Source organism: Crossiella sp. SN42 (assembly GCF_023897065.1).
In the GTDB taxonomy this organism is placed as follows: Bacteria; Actinomycetota; Actinomycetes; order Mycobacteriales; family Pseudonocardiaceae; genus Crossiella.
In genome coordinates, this window is sequence record NZ_JAMHIV010000035.1 from 75256 (window position 1) to 95212 (window position 19957).

At 73.3% G+C, this 19957-nt stretch carries 20 protein-coding genes; 10 read left to right on the forward strand and 10 right to left on the reverse strand.

Annotation, left to right across the window (positions count from 1 at the left end; all coding sequences use genetic code 11):
- The first annotated feature begins 50 nt into the window (after positions 1–50).
- Complete coding sequence (locus tag M8C13_RS34710) at positions 51–950, forward strand: serine/threonine dehydratase (protein WP_252485016.1); 900 nt, start codon at positions 51–53, stop codon at positions 948–950.
- Position 951: 1 nt separating this feature from the next.
- Here M8C13_RS34710 and M8C13_RS34715 read toward each other — a convergent pair whose 3' ends face one another.
- Positions 952–2124: an ROK family protein gene (locus M8C13_RS34715; protein WP_252485017.1), complete on the reverse strand. Its 1173-nt coding sequence runs from the start codon at positions 2122–2124 to the stop codon at positions 952–954.
- Between the two features lie 72 nt (positions 2125–2196).
- Here M8C13_RS34715 and M8C13_RS34720 point away from each other — a divergent pair, with 72 nt between their 5' ends.
- The gene (locus tag M8C13_RS34720) at positions 2197–2481 is read left to right on the forward strand and encodes a SemiSWEET family sugar transporter (RefSeq protein WP_252485018.1); all 285 of its coding nucleotides are present in this window, start codon (positions 2197–2199) and stop codon (positions 2479–2481) included.
- Here the strand turns inward: M8C13_RS34720 and mnmA are convergent.
- The 7 genes from mnmA to M8C13_RS34755 form a co-directional block, all read right to left on the reverse strand.
- The gene (gene mnmA, locus M8C13_RS34725; RefSeq protein ID WP_252485053.1) at positions 2465–3556 is read right to left on the reverse strand and encodes a tRNA 2-thiouridine(34) synthase MnmA; all 1092 of its coding nucleotides are present in this window, start codon (positions 3554–3556) and stop codon (positions 2465–2467) included. The two genes, M8C13_RS34720 and mnmA, sit on opposite strands and share 17 nt — an antisense overlap.
- 7 nt (positions 3557–3563) lie before the next feature.
- Complete coding sequence (locus M8C13_RS34730; protein ID WP_252485019.1) at positions 3564–4790, reverse strand: cysteine desulfurase family protein; 1227 nt, start codon at positions 4788–4790, stop codon at positions 3564–3566.
- The gene (locus M8C13_RS34735; protein WP_252485020.1) at positions 4787–6163 is read right to left on the reverse strand and encodes an MFS transporter; all 1377 of its coding nucleotides are present in this window, start codon (positions 6161–6163) and stop codon (positions 4787–4789) included. The genes M8C13_RS34730 and M8C13_RS34735 overlap by 4 nt, the downstream gene beginning before the upstream one ends.
- A 59-nt stretch (positions 6164–6222) precedes the next feature.
- Positions 6223–7119, reverse strand: coding sequence for a 1-acyl-sn-glycerol-3-phosphate acyltransferase (locus tag M8C13_RS34740; RefSeq protein ID WP_252485021.1), 897 nt, complete (start codon positions 7117–7119; stop codon positions 6223–6225).
- A 28-nt stretch (positions 7120–7147) separates the two neighbouring features.
- A complete protein-coding gene (locus M8C13_RS34745) occupies positions 7148–8029 on the reverse strand; it encodes a GNAT family N-acetyltransferase (protein WP_252485022.1) in 882 nt (293 codons plus the stop codon).
- A 229-nt stretch (positions 8030–8258) separates the two neighbouring features.
- The gene (locus M8C13_RS34750) at positions 8259–9215 is read right to left on the reverse strand and encodes an electron transfer flavoprotein subunit alpha/FixB family protein (protein WP_252485023.1); all 957 of its coding nucleotides are present in this window, start codon (positions 9213–9215) and stop codon (positions 8259–8261) included.
- 21 nt (positions 9216–9236) lie between these two features.
- Positions 9237–10019 carry an electron transfer flavoprotein subunit beta/FixA family protein gene (locus M8C13_RS34755; RefSeq protein ID WP_252485024.1) on the reverse strand — a complete coding sequence of 261 codons (783 nt, stop codon included), beginning with the start codon at positions 10017–10019 and terminating at the stop codon, positions 9237–9239.
- A 283-nt stretch (positions 10020–10302) separates the two neighbouring features.
- Between M8C13_RS34755 and M8C13_RS34760 the strand changes: the two genes are divergently transcribed.
- From M8C13_RS34760 to M8C13_RS34785, 6 genes are read left to right on the forward strand one after another with little or no spacing between them, the layout of a single operon-like run.
- On the forward strand, positions 10303–11127 hold the full coding sequence (locus M8C13_RS34760; RefSeq protein ID WP_308202888.1) for a DegV family protein: 825 nt from the start codon (positions 10303–10305) through the stop codon (positions 11125–11127).
- A 57-nt stretch (positions 11128–11184) separates the two neighbouring features.
- Positions 11185–12834, forward strand: a complete 1650-nt coding sequence (locus M8C13_RS34765) for an alpha/beta hydrolase (RefSeq protein WP_252485026.1) — start codon at positions 11185–11187, stop codon at positions 12832–12834.
- A 39-nt stretch (positions 12835–12873) separates the two neighbouring features.
- Positions 12874–13182, forward strand: a complete 309-nt coding sequence (locus M8C13_RS34770; protein WP_252485027.1) for a hypothetical protein — start codon at positions 12874–12876, stop codon at positions 13180–13182.
- A 38-nt stretch (positions 13183–13220) separates the two neighbouring features.
- On the forward strand, positions 13221–13967 hold the full coding sequence (locus M8C13_RS34775) for a class I SAM-dependent methyltransferase (protein WP_252485028.1): 747 nt from the start codon (positions 13221–13223) through the stop codon (positions 13965–13967).
- The gene (locus M8C13_RS34780) at positions 13964–15493 is read left to right on the forward strand and encodes a glycoside hydrolase family 57 protein (protein ID WP_252485029.1); all 1530 of its coding nucleotides are present in this window, start codon (positions 13964–13966) and stop codon (positions 15491–15493) included. The genes M8C13_RS34775 and M8C13_RS34780 overlap by 4 nt, the downstream gene beginning before the upstream one ends.
- A gap of 33 nt (positions 15494–15526) precedes the next feature.
- Complete coding sequence (locus tag M8C13_RS34785) at positions 15527–16783, forward strand: glycosyltransferase family 4 protein (RefSeq protein WP_252485030.1); 1257 nt, start codon at positions 15527–15529, stop codon at positions 16781–16783.
- 3 nt (positions 16784–16786) lie between these two features.
- Here the strand turns inward: M8C13_RS34785 and M8C13_RS34790 are convergent, their stop codons facing one another.
- On the reverse strand, positions 16787–17080 hold the full coding sequence (locus M8C13_RS34790) for an excalibur calcium-binding domain-containing protein (protein WP_252485031.1): 294 nt from the start codon (positions 17078–17080) through the stop codon (positions 16787–16789).
- Positions 17081–17324: 244 nt separating this feature from the next.
- On the opposite strand from M8C13_RS34790, the gene M8C13_RS34795 reads away from it, so the two are divergent.
- Both M8C13_RS34795 and M8C13_RS34800 read left to right on the forward strand, forming a co-directional pair.
- Positions 17325–17918: an AAA family ATPase gene (locus M8C13_RS34795; RefSeq protein WP_252485032.1), complete on the forward strand. Its 594-nt coding sequence runs from the start codon at positions 17325–17327 to the stop codon at positions 17916–17918.
- Between the two features lie 7 nt (positions 17919–17925).
- Entirely contained in the window at positions 17926–19176 is a 1251-nt protein-coding gene (locus M8C13_RS34800; protein WP_252485033.1) for an NAD(P)/FAD-dependent oxidoreductase, read from the forward strand.
- Here M8C13_RS34800 and M8C13_RS34805 read toward each other — a convergent pair.
- A complete protein-coding gene (locus tag M8C13_RS34805) occupies positions 19173–19925 on the reverse strand; it encodes an acyltransferase (RefSeq protein WP_252485034.1) in 753 nt (250 codons plus the stop codon). The genes M8C13_RS34800 and M8C13_RS34805 overlap by 4 nt on opposite strands.
- Positions 19926–19957 lie beyond the last annotated feature (32 nt).

Consider the following 19957-nt stretch of genomic DNA (forward strand, 5'->3'; position numbering starts at 1 on the left):
CCGAGCAGACATCGCTTCTGCTGAAGGCTCGCCGCGGGCAGGCTGGGGTCATGACTCGACTCCCGACCCCGGCGGATGTGGCCAGCGCGGCCGAGCGGATCGCCCCGTACGTCCGGCGCACGCCGATGCTGCGGGTGGCAGTGGACGGCAGGCCGCTGTGGCTCAAGCTGGAGCAGCTTCAGCTGACCGGCTCGTTCAAGCTGCGCGGCGCGACCAACGCGCTGCTGACCGGCGACCGGCCGGCGCGGGTGGCCACGGTCAGCGGCGGCAACCACGGGTTCGCCGTGGGCACCGCGGCCCGGCTGCTGGACCTGCCGACCAGGGTGCACGTGCCCAGCTACGCCGCGGAGAGCAAGATCCGGCGGATCAAGGAAACCGGGGCCGAGGTGGTGCACCACCAGACCTACCCCGAGGCCAACGAGGCGGCCCGGCTGGAGGGCGAGCAGCCGGGCACCCGGTTCGTCTCCGCCTACGACGACCCGGCGGTGATCGCCGGCCAGGGCACGGTCGGCCTGGAGGTCGTGGCGGACGCGCCAGAGGTGGACGCGGTGTTCGTCGCGGTCGGCGGCGGCGGGCTGGCCGCCGGGCTGGCGCTGGGCACCGGGCGGCGGATCGTCGCGGTGGAGCCGAGGGGCTGTGACTGCCTGCACGCGGCACTGCGGGCGGGCGAGCCGGTGGACACCGAGGTGGACTCGGTGGCGATGTCCGCGCTGGGCGCGGCCAGGGCGGGCGAGCTGACCTTCGCCGTCCTGCGCGCGGCCGGGGTCGAGTCGCACCTGGTCACCGACGCGGAGCTGCTGGCGGCCAGGGACCGGCTGTGGGAGGAGTTCCGGCTGGCCGTGGAGCCCGCCGCCGCGGTGCCGTTCGCGTTGTGGCTCAAGGACGAGGTCCCGGCCGAGCAGGCCTGCGTGGTGGTCTGCGGGGCGAACACCGACTGGCTGCCGGAGTAGCTCAGCCGGTGGCGGTCGCGGCCGTCCTCGGCGCGGCCAGCAGCGGGGCCAGGGCCAGTTCGGCCGCGCCGATCAGCACCGGGTCGGGCAGGGCGGCGGTGGTCACCGGGACCGGGTGGATGCGGGCCACGTGCGAGGTCTCCATACCGGCCAGGATGCGCTCGCGGGCGCCGGGCGCGCCGTGCATGGCGGCCAGTTGGCCGGTGAGGATGACCAGGTCCGGGTTGAGCAGGGTGACCAGCACGGCCAGGCCCGCGCCGATCCGGTCCGCGGTGGCCAGCACCGCGGCGGTGTGCCGGGGGTCGGCCAGCACCTCGGCGACCGCGGCGCGCGGGTCGGTGGTGTCGGTGAACGGGATGCCTGCGTGCCGGAGCAGCGCGCGGGCGTCGGCCTGGGTCTCGAAGCAGGAGGTCGCGCCGCACGGGCAACGGCTCGGCTCGGCGGTGTTCAGCTGGAGGTGACCGGCCTCCAGGGCGTGGCCCGCGCTGCCGTCGAAGGTGACGCCGTGCTGGACCAGGCCGCCGCCGATGCCCACGTCGTCGCCGCCCAGCACCACCGCCACCCTGGCCTGCTGGGCCGCCCCGTGCCTGCTCTCGGCCAGCGCGGCCAGGTGGCCGTCGTTGCACGGGTACAGGTCCAGGCCGGGCAGGCGCTCGGCGAGCAGCCGCTTGAACGGCACGTCGGTCCAGCCCAGGTGGAAGGCGGCGTGGATCTGGCCGTTCGGCGCGTCCAGCACCGCGGGCAATGCGATGGCCAGCCCGGTCAGCCCCTGGTGGCGGCGCAGCAGCGGGCGGGCCAGCTCGGCCAGCCGGTCGGCCACCGCCTCGGGTGTGCGTTCGTCGGGGGCCAGCGGCATCTCGGTGCGGTCGGTGACCGCCCGGCCGAGGCCGACCGCGGCGATGCTCAGCGAGCGCGAGCGGACCTGGGCGGCCAGCACCCTGGGCCGCGGCACCACCGACACCTGCGGCGAGGGACGGCCCAGGCGGCGCGGGCCGTCGGCGGGCGGGCCGCACTGGATCAGCCCCAGTTGCGCCAACTCGGTGATCGCACTCCCGGTCGCGCTGCGTGCCAGGTCCAGGCGGCGGCTGAGGTCCGCTCTGGTCAGCGGCCCGTGCCGGTGCGCCAGCGAGAGCAGTCGCTGGGCCGCGGGTTCGGCAAACGGGGTTGTGCTCACGCCCCCTAGCCTGCCACGCTCCTTTTGTTCTCCTTGAGAATAAAGTCCGTACAGGTGACAGGGGGTGTCCAGGTGATCACGCTGATCGGTGCGCTGGCAGGGGTGTTGACCACGGCGTGCTGGCTGCCGCAGGTGGTGCGCTGCCTGAAGCGGCGCAGCGCGCGCGACTTCTCCTGGGTCTACCTGGTCGCGCTGGGCTCGGGCGTGTTCTGCTGGGTGCTCTACGGCATCGGGCGCGCGGACACGGTGATCATCGCGACCAACTCGCTCACCCTGGTGCTGCTCTCGGTGCTGGTGGCGGTGAAGCTGCGCACCGAGCTGGGCCGGGACCGGGTGCTGGTCAGCGCGTCCGAGTGATGGTGGCCGCGCCCAGCACCAAGTCGCCCTGGGCCGCGTCCTGGCGGTAGAGCACCAGGCCCTGGCCGGGCGCCACGCCGCCGAGCGGCTCGCGCAGGCTGACCACCACCTGCTCGCCGCGCAGCTGGGCCACCGCGCCCGCGGTGCCGCCGTGCGCGCGCACCTGCACCACGCACTCCACCGGTCCGTCCAGCGGCACCCCGGAGGGCCAGATCGCCCGCTCGCCGACCAGTTCGGTGACCTGGAGCCGTTCCCGGCTGCCCACCCGGACCGTGCCGGAGACCGGTTCCAGGGACAGCACGTAGCGCGGGCGGCCGTCCGGGGCCGGGCGGTCCAGGCCCAGGCCGTGCCGCTGGCCGATGGTGAAGCCGTGCACGCCCTCGTGCGCGCCGAGCACCTCGCCGGTGGCGTCGTCGACCAGCTCGCCTGGACGAGTGCCGAGCTTGCCCTGCAAGAACTTCCGGGTGTCGCCGTCGGGGATGAAGCAGATGTCGTGGCTGTCCGGCTTGTTGGCCACGGACAAACCGCGCTGCTCGGCCTCGGCGCGCACCGCGGTCTTGGTGGAGCCGCCGAGCGGGAACATCGCGTGGCTGAGCTGTTCCGGGGTCAGCGAGGCGAGCACGTAGGACTGGTCCTTGCCCGCGTCCGCGCTGCGGCGCAGCTCGGGGCGGCCGTCCACCTGGGCCAGCCGGGCGTAGTGGCCGGTGGCCACCGCGTCGAAGCCGAGCGCGATCGCCTTGTCCAGCAGCGCGGCGAACTTGATCTTCTCGTTGCAGCGCAGGCAGGGGTTCGGGGTGCGGCCCGCGGCGTACTCGGCGACGAAGTCCTCGATCACGTCCTCGGTGAACCGCTCGGCGAAGTCCCAGACGTAGAACGGGATGCCGAGCACGTCCGCGGCGCGGCGGGCGTCGTGCGAGTCCTCGATGGTGCAGCAGCCGCGGGACCCGGTGCGCAGCGTGCCGGGCTTGGCCGACAGGGCCAGGTGCACCCCGGTGACCTCGTGACCAGCTTCGACCGCCCGCGCGGCGGCCACGGCCGAGTCGACCCCGCCGCTCATCGCCGCCAGCACTCGCATACCCATCTCAGACTCCTGCCGGGGGTCGGACCGATCGCCGCAGGCCCGCCAGTCCGGCGCTGCGGGCCCGCGCCACCACCGGGCCGATCGCCGCGCCCAGTGCGGCCACGTCGGCGGCGGTGGAGGTGTGGCCGAGGGAGAAGCGCAGCGAACCGCGGGCCGAGGACGGCTCCGCGCCCATGGCCAGCAGCACGTGGCTGGGCTGGGCGACGCCTGCGGTGCAGGCCGAGCCGGTGGAGCACTCGATGCCCTTGGCGTCCAGCAGCATCAGCAGGCTGTCGCCCTCACAGCCGGGGAAGGTGAAGTGCGCGTTGCCGGGCAGCCGACCCGGCATACCGTCCACAGTGGACTCGAAGCCGTCGCCGTTGAGCACCGCGTCGGGCACCGCGGCCAGCACCGCGGCGGCCAGCTCGGCGCGCAGCGCGGTCAGCTCGGCGGCGCGGCGCTCCCGCTCGGCCGCGGCCTGCCGGGCGGCGGCGGCCAGGCCGAGCACCGAGGGCACGTCCAGGGTGCCGGAGCGGACCTCCCGCTCCTGCCCGCCGCCGTGCAGCAGCGGCACGCAGGCGGTGTCCCGGCGCAGCAGCAGCAGGCCGATGCCGTAGGGGCCGCCGAACTTGTGCCCGGTGAGGGTGAGCGCGTCCGCGCCGAACGCGGCGAAGTCCACCGGCAGCACGCCGGCGGCCTGCACCGCGTCGGTGTGCAGCGGGACGCCGTGCCGGTGCGCCACCTCGGCCAGCGCGCGGACCGGGTTGACCGTGCCGACCTCGTTGTTGGCCAGCATCACGCTGACCAGGGCCACGCTGTCCGGGTCGGTCTCGATCGCGGCTGCCAGGGTCTCCGGCCGGATCCGCCCGGTGTGGTCGGCTGCCAGCCAGGTCAGCTCGGCGTCCTCGTGCGCGGCCAGCCACTCCGCCGCGTCCAGCACCGCGTGGTGCTCCACCGAGGAGACCAGCACCCGGCGGCGGCGCGGATCGGCCTGCCGACGGGCCCAGTAGATGCCCTTGACCGCGAGGTTGTCGCTCTCCGTGCCGCCGCCGGTGAACAGCAGCTCGGTCGGCCGGGCGCCGAAGGTCGCGGCGATGTCCTCGCGGGCCTCCTCGATGAGCCTGCGCGCGCGGCGGCCGGATGAGTGCAGCGAGGAGGCGTTGCCCAGGCCGGACAACGCCTCACTCATCACCGCGACCGCCCCCGGGTACATGGGGGTGGTCGCGGCGTGGTCCAGATAAACGCTCATCGCCCGTCAAGGGTAGACCGGCCCGCGAGGAAAGCCCCCATCGTGGCGACCCCCGCCATCAGCAGGTTGAGCACGATCACAGCGGTGGTCGGGTTGGTGGTGGAGCCCAGCAGGTTGAGCAGCACGCCGCCGATGCCCACGCAGACCGCCTGGAGCAGCAGGTCGGAGATCTGCAGCGCGCCCGAGTTGAACCCCCGGTCGCCCGGCTCGGACATGCTGAGCACCTTCACCGAGGTGCTGGCCATGGCCAGGCCCATGCCGCTGCCGGCCAGGATCCACAGCGGGATGGACAGCCAGGACGGACCCCAGGCCGGCGAGATGAACACCATCCCGGCCAGCGCGATCGCGATCAGGGTGAAGCCGCGCCGGATGAGCACGTGCCGGGGCAGGTCCGGGTAGCGGCCCTGCCACAGCGAGGCCACCGACCAGCCCAGCGCGCCCACGGTGAGCGGGATGCCCGCGGTGGCAGGCGAGTAGTGGTGCACCGAGGTCAGGGTGAGCGGCAGGTAGGACTCCACGGCGAAGAAGGAGCCGGAGAGCATGCCGCGCAGCAGCACGGTCACCGGCAGGCCGCGGCGGGCCAGCAACGTGCCCTTGGGCAGCAGCTGGCGCAGCGCGGGGGCCAGCAGCACCAGGCCGACCGCGCCGATGATCAGCGAGGACCACTGCGGGTGCTGGCTGGCCCAGGTCAGCGCGGGCAGCCCGACCCCGGCGGCGAAGGCGGCCAGCGGCAGCCACTTGCGCCGGGTGCTGGCGACCTCCTCGCGTTCCCTGGCCCGCAGCGAGCGGATGGTGGGCCCCAGCAGCAGCGCGCCGATCAGCACCAGCGGGGCCAGGCCGAGGAAGACCCAGCGCCAGCTCGCGTACTGCACCAGCACCCCGGCCACGGTGGGCCCGACCAGCGCGGGCACCACCCAGGCCGCGGACAGCGCGCCGAAGACCGCGGGCCGGTCCCGCTCCGGGTAGACGGTGGCGACCATGACGTAGAGCGCGACGATCTGCGAGCCCGCGCCCAGGCCCTGGAAGGCCCGGCCGATGAGCAGCTGGGTCATCGTGTCCGCGGTGCCTGCCACGAGCAGGCCGATGAAGAACAGGGTCGGCCCGGCGATGATCCCCGGCACCGGGCCGACCCGGTCGGAGACCCGCCCGGCGAAGACGTTGCCGATGATGCTGGCGGCCAGGAACGCGGTGAACGGCCAGGAGTACAGCGAGGCGCCGTCCAGCTCGGCGATGATCGTGGGCAGCGCGGTGCCCAGGCCCATCGCCTCGAAGGCGGCCAGCGTGATGAGCAGCAGGAGTCCGGTGGTGGTGGCCCGGCGGTCGGGCGCCCAGAGCGCGGAGGGGGGCCGGGTACCAGTAGTCGACGAGGTCACCCCCGCACTCTGCACGCTCCAGTGCGGTGGAGGTCCAGCCCTTTTCCGGGAAGGCCTGCTCACGCCGCCGCGGCCACCTCCGGCACGGTGTGCTCGGCCTCGGGCTGACCCAGCGCCCCGGTCACCGCGGCCTCGGCCGCCGCGGCCATCGAGCGCCGGTCGTGGCCCTCCGGCGAGACCAGCGGCAGCACCGAGGCCTCGATCACCAGCCCGCGCAGCGCCGCGGTGCGCAGCAGCGCGGTCAGCAGGGTCTCGTCGCCGAGGAAGCCCGCCGCGGTGGTGCACTGCTCGTCGACGACGAACCGGAGCGCGACCGGCCGGGCGGGCACGCCCGCGTCGATCGCGGCCTGGAACGCCGCGCGTTTCCAGCGTCCGGTGGCCTGGCCGCACCAGGTGGTGCCCTCGGGGAACACGCCAACCGCGGCGCCGCCGCGCATCGCCGCGGCCACCTCGGCCACGGTGGCCGGCAGGGTGGACAGCCTGGGCCGGTCCACGAAGAAGGTGCCGGCGCGGGCGGCCAGCGCGCCGATCAGCGGCCAGTGCCGCACCTGGGCCTTGGCCAGCATGCGCACCGGCTGCAACGCGTTCAGCGCCACGATGTCCAGCCAGGAGCTGTGGTTGCCGACCACGAGCACCCCGCGGTCCCGGGGCCGCTCGCGCTCCTCCGGCGCGAGGCTGAGCGCGCCGGGCCGGTACACCCGCAGCCGGACGCCGAGCGCGCCCAGCACCATGCGGAACCAGCCGCGGATCACCGCCGCCCGGCCGCGGGGGCCGAGCACGGACAAGGTCAGGGCGCACAGCGGTCCGGTCAGGACCACCGCGGCCAGGGTCGCCAGGCGCAGCGCGCGCCGGGCCGGGGAAACCTTCGGCAGTGCGTCTCCGGTGGGCAGACACCATGCCCCGCACGGGGAGTGCGGCATCCAGGAGTGCAGTGCCTCTGCTGGACCAGCGGTCATGGTTCCAGGGTGCCCAGTTCGGCTGAACCTACGGGGAACCTCGCCTGACCGGCGGCTGAGCACTACCCGAAGGCGTGGCCCCGCCGGTGCGCGGCCGCGGCGGCAGCCCGCCCTTGTCCCGCAGCGTGGCGAACTCCGGGCCGAGCAGGAAGCTCAGGTACCGCTGGTCCACCCGCTGCATGGACAGCAGCACGTACATGTCGGCCACGCCGAACTCCGGGTCGTGCGCCGGCCGCCCGCAGACCCAGGCGCCGATCCGCAGGTAGCCCTTGAGCAGCGCGGGCAGGGTGGCCTGCGGGATGCGGGCCACGCCGTCGGGGTCCCAGGGCTCGCGCGGGGTGATCCGGTACTCCTCCGGCGCGTAGTGCCGGGTGCGCACGATGTCCCAGACGCTGGCCGCGTAGGAACCGCCGTCGGTCAGCGGCACCGAGGCGCAGCCGCCCAGCCAGGAGTGCCCGGAGAGCAGCATGTACCGGGCGATGCCCGCCCACACCAGCCCGACCACGGAGCCGGTGCGGTGGTCGGGGTGCACGCAGGAGCGGCCGGCCTCCACCAGGCCCGGCCGCAGCGGGTCGAGCGCGCTGAGGTCGAACTCGCTGTCGGAGTAGAGCCTGCCCGCCTCGGCGGCCCGCTCCGGCGGCAGCATCCGGTAGGTGCCGACGATCTCCTGGGAGCGGTCGTCCCTGACCACCAGGTGGTCGCAGAACTCGTCGAAGTAGTCCTCGTCCACGCCGGGGGTGCGGGCGGTGATGTTCGCGCCCATCTCACCGGCGAAGACGCGGTAGCGCAGGCGCTGCGCGGCGCGCACTTCCTCGCTGTCCCTGGCGACCAGGAGCGAGTAGCGCGGAGTGTCGTCGGACAGGTCCGCGCCCTCGGTAGCGGTGCTGACCAGCAGTCTGGACTGCGTCATGCACTCGGTCTACCGGGCCATTCGGCCGGAGGAAAGTCCATTCGATGACGCGTCGGTGGAAAATCGGTGAAGACCCTGTGCCGCCTCCGGGGAGACCCTGAGTGTGAAACCCGTGTGAGCTGGCGAGACATGACCGAGGGGGTTCCGGCGGCCGTTTCCGGCGCCGGAACCCCCTCGGAGGTCAACTTCATCCTGTCGGGCTAAGCAGCCGGGCAGGTGGTGGAACGGTTCAGCCCTTGCGCTTGCCGATCTCGTCGGTGAGCTGCGGGGCGACCTTGAACAGGTCCCCGACGATGCCGAAGTCGGCGATCTCGAAGATCGGCGCCTCGGCGTCCTTGTTCACCGCCACGATCGTCTTCGAGGTCTGCATGCCCGCGCGGTGCTGGATCGCGCCGGAGATGCCCAGCGCGATGTAGAGCTGCGGGGCGACCGTCTTGCCGGTCTGGCCGACCTGGAACTGGTGCGGGTAGTAGCCGGAGTCCACCGCGGCGCGCGAGGCGCCGACCGCGGCGCCCAGGCTGTCCGCGAGCTGCTCGACCACGGCGAAGTTCTCCGCGCTGCCCACGCCACGGCCGCCGGAGACGACCACGGTGGCCTCGGACAGCTCGGGGCGGTCGCCGCCGACCACCGGCTCCTTGCCGGTGATGCGGGCGACCCGGTCACCGGCGGCGGGGACCTCGACGGTCTCCTCCGCGGCGGCGCCGTCGGCCGGGCTGGCCTCGATCGCGCCCGGACGCACCGAGATGATCGGCACCCCCGAGGTGACCTGGGACTTCACCGTGTAGGAGCCACCGAAGACGGACTGGGTGGCGGTGCCGTCGGCGGCCACGTCCACCGCGTCGGTGAGCACACCCGAGCCGACCCGGATGGCCAGCCGGCCGGCGATCTCCTTGCCGTCGATGGTGGCCGAGACCAGCACCGCGGCCGGGCTGACCCGGCCGACCAGCTCGGCCAGCACCGCGACCTTCGGGGAGACCAGCACGCTGGCGGCCTCCTCGGACTCGGCCACGTACACCTTGGCCGCGCCGTAGCCGGCCAGCGAGTCCTTCAGCTTGGCCGCCGTGCCGGGCGCGCCGACCACGACCGCGCTGGGCTCACCGATGGAGCGCGCCGCCGAGAGCAGCTCGAAGGTCGACTTCTTGATCTCGCCGTCCACGTGGTCGACGAGGACCAGTACCTCGGACATGGGTCTTCCTCCTCCTGCTTCTCAGACGAGCTTCTGCGCGGACAGGTACTCGACGATCTTGGTGCCGCCGGTGCCGTCGTCCTCGACCTTCTGGCCGCCGGAGCGCGGGGGCTTCGGCGCGGCCTCGACGACCTTGGTGCTGGCGTTGGCCAGGCCGACCTCGCCCGCCTCGATTCCGGCGTCGGCGATGGACTTGGTGTCCACCGGCTTCTTCTTGGCGGCCATGATGCCCTTGAAGGACGGGTACCGCGGCTCGTTGATCTTCTCGGTCACGCTGACCAGGGCGGGCAGGTTCGCCTCGACGAAGGCCAGGCCCTCGTCGGTGACCCGCTCGACCTTGACCGTGGTGTCGGTCAGCTCGACCTTGCTGGCCTGGGTGATCACCGGCAGGCCGAGCACCTCGCCCACCATGGCGGGCACCGCGCCACCGCGGCCGTCGCTGGACTCGTTGCCCGCGATGACCAGATCAACGCCCTCGATGGAGCCGACCAGCTTGGCCAGCGCCTTGGCGGTGGCCACCTGGCAGGAGCCGTGCAGCGCGGGGTCGCTGAGGTGAACGGCCTTGTCCGCGCCCATGGACAGGGCCTTGCGGATGGCCTCGGTGGTGCGCTCGGGGCCCATGGCGACCACGGTCACCTCGCCGCCGTGCGCCTCCTGGATGCGGAGGGCTTCTTCGACCGCGCGCTCGTTGATCTCGTCGAGCACGGCGTCGGCCGAGTCACGGTCCAACGTGTGGTCGGCATCGGTGAGCTTGCGCTCGGAATAGGTGTCAGGCACCTGCTTGACCAGGACGACGATGTTCATGGGTCCTCTTCGACCTCCGAGACCAAGGACGGCATCCACCTGTGCGGGAGGATCTTGGCGAACCTTCCCACGTCGAAAGCACCTTGTGCACGGTGGCCTCGACCACCTGCATGTTACCCGTGAGTAATCTGCCTGCAAGGCAGCCTCAGCAGGCCCGATTCGTGACAGTGCTCACCTCCCGGGTGCCCACAGGGGCGAGATAGGGCACTGAAACCGCTTCCCTGGATGCAAACCTTTAATACGGCGTCTAGCGTGCTCTGCCATGTACCGGCGAGTAGCAGTGGTGACCGACTCGACGGCGTGCCTGCCGAGCGGGCTCGCCGAGCGCATGGGCATCTCCGTGGTCCAGTTGCAGCTCCAGGTGGGTGACAAGGCCAGCGACGAGGCCTACCTGCCGCCGGATGAGGTGGCCCAGGCGATGCGCGACCAGATCCCGGTGAGCACCTCGCCGCCGCCCTCGGCCGCCTTCTTCTGGACCTACCAGGAGGCCGCGGCCAAGGGCGCGCAGGCGGTGGTGTCGGTGCACCTCTCCGGTGAGCTGTCGCAGACCCTGAACGCGGCCAGGGAGGCCGCCGCGCAGGCCCGCATCCCGGTGCACATCATCGACTCGCAGTCCTGCGGGATGAGCCTGGGCTACGGCGCGCTGGCCGCGGCCGAGGCGGCGGGCAACGGCGCGAACGTGGCCCAGGTGCAGGGCATCGCCCAGTTCCGCTGCCACCATGCCAGCGAGTTCATCTACGTGGACACCCTGGACTGGCTGCGCAAGGGCGGCCGGATCGGCGCGGCCTCGGCGCTGATCGGCACCGCGCTGGGCATCAAGCCGGTGCTGACCCTGCACCGCGGCCAGATCGTGCCCTTCACCAAGGTCCGCGGCACCGAACGGGCGCTGGAGAAGCTGGTGGAGGCCGCGGTGGAGCGGGCGGGCGACCGGCCGGTGGACGTGGCGGTGGAGCACTTCGGCTCGCCGGAGCGGGCGCGCAAGCTGCTCGAGGAGCTCCAGTCCCGGATCAGCTACGGCCGGGAGTTCCTGTTGACGCAGGTCAGCTCGATAATAGGAGCACACGTGGGGCCGGGTGCCCTGGGCGTGACCATCTCCCCGCTGCGCTGACGGCAGGAAACTGCCAGCGGCGACCGGAGCGGGCCCGGTGATCCGAGACTTTCCGGCATGCCGATCGCCGAGCCGTCCAGCCCGCTGTGGGCGCTGGTCCGCCTGCGGGTGCCGTGGCCGGACACCGACGAGGACCAGGTGGACGAGCTGGCCAGGCGCTGGACGAGCAGCGCGGGCAGCCTCGGCCAGACCATCGAGAAGGTCGAGCGCACCGGCGCCGAGGTGACCGGGGTGTGGCCGGACGCCGCCGGCCTGGCGATGGCCGGCAAGCTGCGCGACTCCGCCGAGTTCCGCCGGATCGAGGCCGAGATGACCAAGGTCGCCGACGACGCGGGCCGGTTCGCCGCCGAGGTGCGCGGCACGAAGCAGGCGATCGCGCAGTACATCGAGGAGAGCACCCCCGGCTTCGCCAAGACCTTCCTGCTCACCGCTCCCGCACTGGGCGTCGCGGCCCCGCTGATCTACGCCGGGCAGGTCGCCGACCAGGTCGAACAGCTGGTTGCCGACGCGGCCGAGCGGATCAGCGGCGGGTTCAGCGCGAGCACAGTGCCCGAGCCGCTCGGCGGGCTCACCCCGCCGCCGCCCGGCGGCTCGCCAGAGGCCAACGCGGCCTGGTGGAAGGGGCTGAGCGAGGCGGACCGGCAGGCGATCATCCGGGAGCAGCCGGAGTGGATCGGCAACCTGGACGGCATCCCGTTCGCGGCCAGGGACCAGGCCAACCGGCTGCGGCTGGACATCGAGCGGGACCGGCTGCTGGCCGAGCGGGCCGAGCTGATCCGGCAGTACGAGAACAGCGACCGGCCGTTCCTGAACTGGGACCGGGAGGAGGCCTACACCGAGCACCAGAAGCGCCTGGCCGCCATCGACGCCAAGCTGGCCTCGGTCGAGGCGGTGCGGGATGTGTCCACGTTGCCAGGGCGCAGCGTGCTGCTGCTCGACACCCAGGGCGAGCGGGTGGAGGCGGCCATCGGCAACGGCGATGTGGACGAGGCCAAGCACGTCGCGGTGTTCACCCCCGGCCTGACCAGCACGGTGGACGGCTCGCTGCGCGGCTACGACGCGGACCTGAACGCGCTGCGGGAGCGCAGCCTGGCGGTGCTCAAGCAGAACGGCCGCGACGGCGAGACGGTGGCCACGGTGACCTGGATCGGCTACCAGGCGCCACAGCTGACCGGGGACAGCCTGTTCAACGCCGGCCAGACCGTGTTGCTGGACCAGGCGGCCAGGGCGGGCGCGGACAAGCTGGCCCCGTTCCTGCGCGGCATCGACGCGGCCCGCGAGGTGGACCCGGAGCTGACCGCGCTCGGCCACTCCTACGGCTCGACCACCACCGGCCTGGCCCTGTTGCAGGGCACCGGCGTGGACCGGGCCGCGGTCTGGGGCTCCCCCGGCGTCGGCACGCTGGACCCCGGGCAGCTGGGTCTGTCCCCGGACCGGGTGCTGGTGCAGGAGACCCGGGACGACCCGGTCGCGGACGCCGGCGCCTTCGGCGGCGACCCGTCCCAGTTGCCCGCCATCCACGGCGAGCCCGGCGCCGCACCCTCGCCCTACCCGGGTGAGGCCCCGCGCCTGCCCGGTTCCGGCCACTCCGGCTACAGCGTGCGCCACGGCACCTCCGAGCACAACATCGCCGCGATGATCGTGGGCGAGCAGGACGACATCGCCCGCGAGCGCAACCACGAGCCCGACTACCCGCTCTGGAACTGATATGCCCATCTGGAGTTGATATGCCCATCTGGAGTTGATATGCACAGTGCTGACCTGGACCTGGTGGCCGCCGAGGCCGCGATGCGCTCGGTGGCCGGCACCGCCGACGCCTACGAGCGGGCCTGGCGCGCCGACCGGGAGGCGCTGGCCGCCGCGACCGGCGCGCTCGGCTCAGGCGTGCTCGGCCAGGCGTTCCGGCCGCGCTACACCGAGACCGAGACCGCGCTGCGGGCCGCCGCGGACCTGGTGCCGCAGGTGTACCGGCGCTTCGCCAAGGCCGGGACCGACTCGGTGACCGACTACCGGTGGGCCGATGCGGCCAGTGCGCTCGGGTTTGGCGGAGGCTGACCCTCGTACCTGGAGTTACTGACCGGTAGGGTACGGGGGTGACCGCCGAATCGCTGCCGCTCACCGGTGAGCGCACTGTCCCTGGCATCGCCGAGGAGAACTACTGGTTCCGTCGGCACGAGGCGGCCTACGCGGCGCTGCTGCCGCACTGCGCGGGCGCGACCGTGCTGGAGGCCGGTTGCGGGGAGGGCTACGGCGCGGACCTGATCGCCTCGGTGGCCGCGCGGGTGGTTGGGCTGGACTACGACGAGCTGACCGTGGCGCACGTGGCCAAGGCCTACCCGAGGGTGGCGGTGCTGCGCGGGAACCTGGCCGCGCTGCCGCTGGCCGACGGCGCGGTGGACGTGGTGGCCAACCTCCAGGTGATCGAGCACCTGTGGGACCAGCCGGGGTTCCTGGCCGAGTGCCTGCGGGTGCTGCGGCCGGGCGGGCGGCTGCTGCTGACCACGCCGAACCGGATCACCTTCTCCCCCGGCCGGGACACCCCGCTGAACCCGTTCCACACCCGTGAGCTCGCCGGGTCGGAGCTGGACGAACTGCTGCGCGCGGCCGGGTTCCGGGTGGAGCTGCTGGCCGGGCTGCACCACGGGCCGCGGCTGCGCGAGCTGGACGCCGCGCACGGCGGGTCGATCATCGACGCGCAGGTGGCGGTGGTGCTCTCCGGGCAGCCCTGGCCGGAACCGCTGCTGACCGACGTGGCCGGGGTGTCCGTCGAGGACTTCGCCATCCACACCGAGGACATCGACGCCAGCCTGGACCTGGTGGCCGTGGCGGTGCGGCCGTGAGCCGGGCGCCGATCGGCACCTTCAGCCTGGTGCTGCACAGCCACCTGCCCTGGCTGAGCCACCACGGCGTGTGGCCGGTCGGCGAGGAATGGCTCTACCAGGCGTGGGCGCACTCCTACCAGCCGCTGCTGCGCATGCTGGAGAACTTCGCCGCCGAGGGTCGCCGGGAAGTGCTGACCCTGGGCGTGACCCCGGTGCTGGCCGCGCAGCTGGACGACCCGTACGCGCTGCGCGCCTACCACCACTGGCTCGGCTCCTGGCTCAACCGCGCGCACTACGCCGGAACCCGGTGGCAGCACGGCGATCCGCTGCTGCGGGAGCTGGCCGCGGCCGAGCACCGGCAGGCTTCGGCCACCCTGGCGGAGTTCGAGTCGCGCTGGCGGCACGGCTTCTCCCCGGTGCTGCGACCGTTGGCGGACAACGGAACCATCGAGCTGCTCGGCGGCCCGGCCACGCACCCGTTCCAGCCGCTGCTCGACCCCCGGCTGCGCGAGTTCGCGCTGCGCCTGGGTCTGGCGGACACCGCGTCCCGGATCGGCCGCGCGCCGGAGGGGATCTGGGCCCCGGAATGCGGTTACGCGCCGGGCATGGAGACCGGGTACGCGGCGGCCGGGGTGCGCCGGTTCCTGGTGGACGGCCCGGCCCTGCACGGCGACACCGCGACCGCGCGGCCGGTCGGCTCCTCGGACGTGATCTGCTTCGGCCGCGATCTTGAGGTGACCTACCGGGTCTGGTCACCCAAGGCCGGCTACCCGGGCGATCCGGCCTACCGGGACTTCCACACCTACGACCACCCGTCCGGGCTGAAACCCTCGCGGGTCACCGGGAAACAGGTGCCGCCGGAGCAGAAACGGCCGTACCAGCCGGAACTGGCCGCCGCCGCGGTGGCCAGGCACGCGGCGGACTTCGTGGACACCGTGGTGCGGCGGCTGACCGAGCTGGCCGCGCGGGACGGGCAACCGGGCCTGGTGGTGGCCGCCTACGACACCGAGCTGTTCGGGCACTGGTGGCACGAGGGCCCGGCCTGGCTGGAGGCGGTGCTGCGCGCGCTGCCGGAGGCCGGGGTGCGGGTGAGCACGCTGCGCGGCGCGCTGGCCGCCGGTCACCTCGGCGCGCCGGTGGAGCTGCCCGCCTCCTCCTGGGGCTCCGGCAAGGACTGGCGGGTCTGGGACGGCGAGCAGGTCGCCGACCTGGTCACCGACGGCGCGGACCTGCAACGCCGGGTACTGTCCACAGTGGACGGACATCTGGCCGGGACCACCCGTGACCCGGCCTTCGACCAGCTGCTGCGGGAGACCCTGCTGAGCCTGTCCAGCGACTGGGCGTTCATGGTCACCAAGGACTCCGCGGCCGACTACGCGCGGCGGCGAGCCAAGATCCACGGCGGGCACGCGCACGAGCTGGCCCGGCTGCTCACCGAGGGCGACCGCGGCCGGGCGCTACGACTGGCCGCCGAGCTGCGCGGACCGGACGGGCTGTTCGGCCACCTGGACGCGCGTGCGCTGAGGGTGCGTGCTGATGGATAGGTTGTCCGCACACACGGGGAGGAACGGGTCCGCATGCGCGTGCTGATGTTGTCCTGGGAGTACCCGCCGGTCGTGATCGGCGGCCTGGGCCGTCATGTGCACGCGCTGGCAAAAAGCCTTGCCGCCCAAGGGCATGAGGTGGTCGTGCTGTGCCGTCACCCGGCCGGCACGGACGCGGTGACCCACCCCGGCGAGGACGTCCTCGGTGAAGGGGTCCGGGTGCTGCGGGTGGCCGAGGACCCGGCGCACCTGACCTTCGAGCAGGACCTGGTGGCCTGGACACTGGCCATGGGGCACGCCATGATCCGCACCGGGCTGGCGCTGCTGCGGGACTGGCGGCCGCAGGTGGTGCACGCGCACGACTGGCTGGTCGCGCACGCCGCGATCGCGCTGGCCGAGGCCGCGGACGCGCCACTGGTCGCCACCATCCACGCCACCGAGGCCGGCCGGCACAGCGGCTGGCTGTCGCACACGCTGAACCAGCAGGTGCACTCGGTGGAGTGGTGGCTGGCCAACTCCGCCGACGGCCTGATCACCTGCTCGGCCGCCATGCGGGACGAGGCGGCGCACCTGTTCGAGGTGGAGTCCGAGCTGATCACCGTGCTGCACAACGGGATCGAGCCGCGCCGCTGGCGGGTGGACCAGGCCGAGGTGGCCGCCGCCCGCGCCCGGCACGCCCCCGACGGCGCGCCGCTGCTGCTGTTCTTCGGCAGGCTGGAGTGGGAGAAGGGCGTGCAGGACCTGCTGGCCGCGCTGCCCCGGATCCGCCGCGCGCACCCCGGCGCCCGCCTGGTGGTGGCGGGCAAGGGCATCCACGAGCCGCACCTGGTCGAGGCCGCCCGCAAGCTGCGCGTCCGCCGCGCGGTGGACTTCGTCGGCCACCTCGCCGACCGCGACCTCTCCGCCCTGCTGCCCGCCGCCGACGCGGTCATCCTGCCCAGCCGCTACGAACCCTTCGGCATCGTCGCCCTGGAAGCCGCCGCCGCGGGCGCCCCCCTGGTCGCCTCCACCGCGGGCGGCCTGGGCGAGGTGGTCCAGCACGGCCGCACCGGCCTGTCCTTCACCCCCGGCGACCTGGACGGCCTGACCAGCGCGGTGCGCGCGGTGCTGGCCGACCCGGCCGCGGCCAAGCGCCGGGCCAGGGCGGCCAAGGCCCGGCTGTCCACCGACTTCAACTGGGACCTGATCGCCGCCGACACCACCGCGGTCTACGCCGCCACCACCCGGGGACCCCGACCTGTGCTGGGCCGCCCGAAGATCCCGTCCGGGAACGTCTTCGGCCGGGAGTAGCGGCTACTCGCAGACCTTCCCGTCGTGGTCGGCGTCGCGGTACCAGTGGTACTCCGGGTCGATGCCCAGGTAGTACGGGCCGAGGCCGTGCGACTTGGCCTCCTTGCAGGTCCGGTAACGCGGGTCGGTCTTGGGCGCGGGCGGCGGCGGTGGCGGCTTGGGCGTGGTCTTCGGCGGGGCCGGTGGCTTGGCCGAGGTGCGCGGGACCGGTGGCGGGGCGGGCGGTTGGCTCGGCTGCGGCGGGGCGGGCGGCGGCGTGGTGGTCGTGGTGGTGGTCGTGGTGGTCGTGGTGCTCACGGCCGTGGTGACGGAGGTTTCCGGCAACCGCGGTGGTTGCACCGAGGGGGACGCACCACAGCCGGCGAGCAACGCGCCACTGGCGCACAGTCCGGTCAGCAGCCTGAATCGGGAAATGGACACGGTCCACCTCGCACCGCTCATCCCCGACGACGACAGGAACAGGCACCCTAAGCCGCCCATCGGCGGGTGACGCTGGGCCGAACGGGTGGTGCCGGATCACGGTCCCGGTAGCTTCGACCTCATGCTGTTGTGGATCAACGGAACCTTTGGCGCGGGCAAGACCCAGGTGGCACACGAGCTCCAGCGCCGGCTGCCAGGAAGTCACATCGCCGATCCCGAGTTCCTCGGCTTCGGGATGCACCGGATGCTGCCCAAGCAGCAGCGGTCGGACTTCCAGGACATCCCGCTGTGGCGCACCGGGACCAGGGAGATGCTCGACCAGATCGTGAAATCGGTGCCCGGAGTGGTGATCGTGCCGATGACGCTGGTGAACCCCGGCTACTACGAGGAGATCATCGGCGGGCTGCGCGAACTGGGGCACCAGGTCAGGCACTACACGCTGACCGTGCCGGACCGGGAGGTGTTGCTGCGGCGGCTGCGCACCCGGGGCGAGAGCCGCAACGGCTGGGCGGCGGCGCAGTACGAGCGCTGTGCCACCGCGCTGGCCGATCCGCTCTTCGCCGAGCACGTGCCCACCGAGAACCGCACCGTGTCCCAGGTCGCCGAGGAGGTGGCCGGGCGGGCCGAGCTGCGGCTGCTGCCCAACCGGGACAACCCGGTCACCGCGCAGCTGCGGCGGTGGCGGGTGCAGCTCCGGCACCTCCGGTTCGACTGAGGGTTCGATGTTCGACGCGGATGTGCTCGTGGTCGGGGCCGGTGCGGCCGGGCTGGGCGCGGCGCGGGCGCTGGCCGAGGCCGGCAGGCGGGTGCTGGTGGTGGAGGCCAGGGACCGGATCGGCGGGCGGCTGTGGACCGACCGCGCGAGGATGCCGGTGCCGGTGGAGCTGGGCGCGGAGCTGGTGCACGGCAGCCGGGTCTCCACCTGGCCGCTGCTGCGCCGGGTCCGGACCAGGGCGCTGGGCGCCTACCTCCGGCGCACCGCGGACGCGCGGTGGATCTCGGAGAACTCGCGGCGGGTCTGGCACATGCCGCACGGACGGCCCGCGCACGACGGCCCGGTGCCCGAGCCGCTGCCGGGCGAGGACGCGGAGAGCTACCTGACCAGGGCCGGTCTGCCCAGGGGCAACCTGCCGCTGGCCGTGCTGGCCATGGAGGCCGACCTCGGCTCGCTGCGGGAGCAACCGGCGGGCGAGGGCGTGCTGCTGGCCGAGGCGCTGCTCAACGGACGGCTGCCGGACCTGACCTGGCGGGAGGGCGGCGACTTCCGGGTGCTCGGCGGCTACGACCAGGTGCTCGCGCCACTGGCCGCCGGGCTGGACGTGCGCACCGGGGTGGCGGTGCGGCGGATCGAGCACGGTCCGGACGGGGTGGCGCTGCACACCGCGGACGACACAGTGCTGCGCGGTCGGCGGTGTGTGCTCACCCTGCCGCTGGGCGTGCTGCGGGCAGGCTCGGTCGAGTTCACCCCGCCGCTGCCCGAGGACCGCAGGCGCGCCCTGGAAAGCCTTCATCCCTTGCCGGTGGCCAAGATCCTGCTGGAGTTCCCGCGCCCGGTGCTGCCCAGGCGGGGCCGCGCCTTCGCCGACTTCTCCGACGGCCCGTGCGCGGTCTGGGACGCCTCCGCCGGGATCCGCGGCTACCGCGGCCAGGTCGTGGTGACCTGGGCGGTCGGCGAGGCCGCGCGCGAGCTGTGGGCACTGCCGGCGGACCGGCGCGCGCACCAGGCCCTGCTGGCGGTGCGCCGGATCAGCGGGCGGCCGGAGATCCGGCACACCAGGGCGTTGTGGCACGACTGGGCTTCGGACCCGTTCGCCCTCGGCGCCTACGTGCTGCGGCCGGAGCCCGGGGCGGCGCGGCTGGTGACCGCGCCACTGGGCGAGACGGTGGCCTGGGGCGGCGTGATCGAGTCCACTGTGGACAGTGCGCTGGACTCGGGGCGGGCGGCCGCGAAGTGGGTGCTGGCGCGGAGTTAGTCGCCCAGGTTCTGCTGCATGGCCTCCTTGGCCTTGCGGGCCATGTCCGCCACCGCGGCGCGCCGGGCCGCGTCCGCCTCGTAGTCCGCGCGCCGGTCCCGCACCACCCGGGCAGGCGCGCCGACCGCGATCGAGTACTCCGGCACGTCCCCCTTGACCACCGCGTGCGCGCCCAGCACACAGCCCCGGCCGACCCTGGTGCCGCGCAGCACGGTCACCTTGGTCGCCAGCCAGCAGTCCGGGCCGAGGCGGACCGGGGTCTTCACGATGCCCTGGTCCTTGATCGGCTGGTGGATGTCCGCGGTGACGTGGTCGAAGTCGCAGATGTAGACCCAGTCCGCGACCAGCGTGGAGTCGCCGATCTCGATGTCGAGGTAGCAGTTGACCACGTTGTCCTTGCCGAAGACCGCCTTGTCGCCGATGCGCAGCGAACCCTCGTGGCAGCGGATGGCGTTGCCGTCGCCGATGTGCACCCAGCGACCGATCTCCAGCCGCCCGTACCCCGGCCGGCAGTGCAGGTCGACCTTGCGGCCGAGGAAGACCATGCCGCGCAGGACCACGTGCGGGTTGAGCAGCCGGAAGCGGAACAGCCGCCAGTAGCGGACCAGGTACCAGGGCGTCCAGGCGCGGTTGCGGACCACCCAGCGCAGGGAGTCCATGGTCAGGAACTTCGCCTGCCGGGGGTCCCGCCGTGACTTCCGCCACGAACCCAGACGCGACGCGAGCGGCGCGCCCCACATGCTCGTCATGAATTGAGAACCCTAACGGGCCAGTGCTGGGT

Bases quoted from the DNA above. Each gene is read 5' to 3' on its own strand.
- M8C13_RS34710 (WP_252485016.1), top strand. From the start codon at position 51: ATGACTCGACTCCCGACCCCGGCGGATGTGGCCAGCGCGGCCGAGCGG.
- mnmA (WP_252485053.1), bottom strand. From the start codon at position 3,556: ATGCGAGTGCTGGCGGCGATGAGCGGCGGGGTCGACTCGGCCGTGGCC.
- M8C13_RS34730 (WP_252485019.1), bottom strand. From the start codon at position 4,790: ATGAGCGTTTATCTGGACCACGCCGCGACCACCCCCATGTACCCGGGG.
- M8C13_RS34740 (WP_252485021.1), bottom strand. From the start codon at position 7,119: ATGACCGCTGGTCCAGCAGAGGCACTGCACTCCTGGATGCCGCACTCC.
- M8C13_RS34745 (WP_252485022.1), bottom strand. From the start codon at position 8,029: ATGACGCAGTCCAGACTGCTGGTCAGCACCGCTACCGAGGGCGCGGAC.
- M8C13_RS34750 (WP_252485023.1), bottom strand. From the start codon at position 9,215: ATGTCCGAGGTACTGGTCCTCGTCGACCACGTGGACGGCGAGATCAAG.
- M8C13_RS34755 (WP_252485024.1), bottom strand. From the start codon at position 10,019: ATGAACATCGTCGTCCTGGTCAAGCAGGTGCCTGACACCTATTCCGAG.
- M8C13_RS34765 (WP_252485026.1), top strand. From the start codon at position 11,185: ATGCCGATCGCCGAGCCGTCCAGCCCGCTGTGGGCGCTGGTCCGCCTG.
- M8C13_RS34770 (WP_252485027.1), top strand. From the start codon at position 12,874: ATGCACAGTGCTGACCTGGACCTGGTGGCCGCCGAGGCCGCGATGCGC.
- M8C13_RS34785 (WP_252485030.1), top strand. From the start codon at position 15,527: ATGCGCGTGCTGATGTTGTCCTGGGAGTACCCGCCGGTCGTGATCGGC.
- M8C13_RS34795 (WP_252485032.1), top strand. From the start codon at position 17,325: ATGCTGTTGTGGATCAACGGAACCTTTGGCGCGGGCAAGACCCAGGTG.
- M8C13_RS34800 (WP_252485033.1), top strand. From the start codon at position 17,926: ATGTTCGACGCGGATGTGCTCGTGGTCGGGGCCGGTGCGGCCGGGCTG.
- M8C13_RS34805 (WP_252485034.1), bottom strand. From the start codon at position 19,925: ATGACGAGCATGTGGGGCGCGCCGCTCGCGTCGCGTCTGGGTTCGTGG.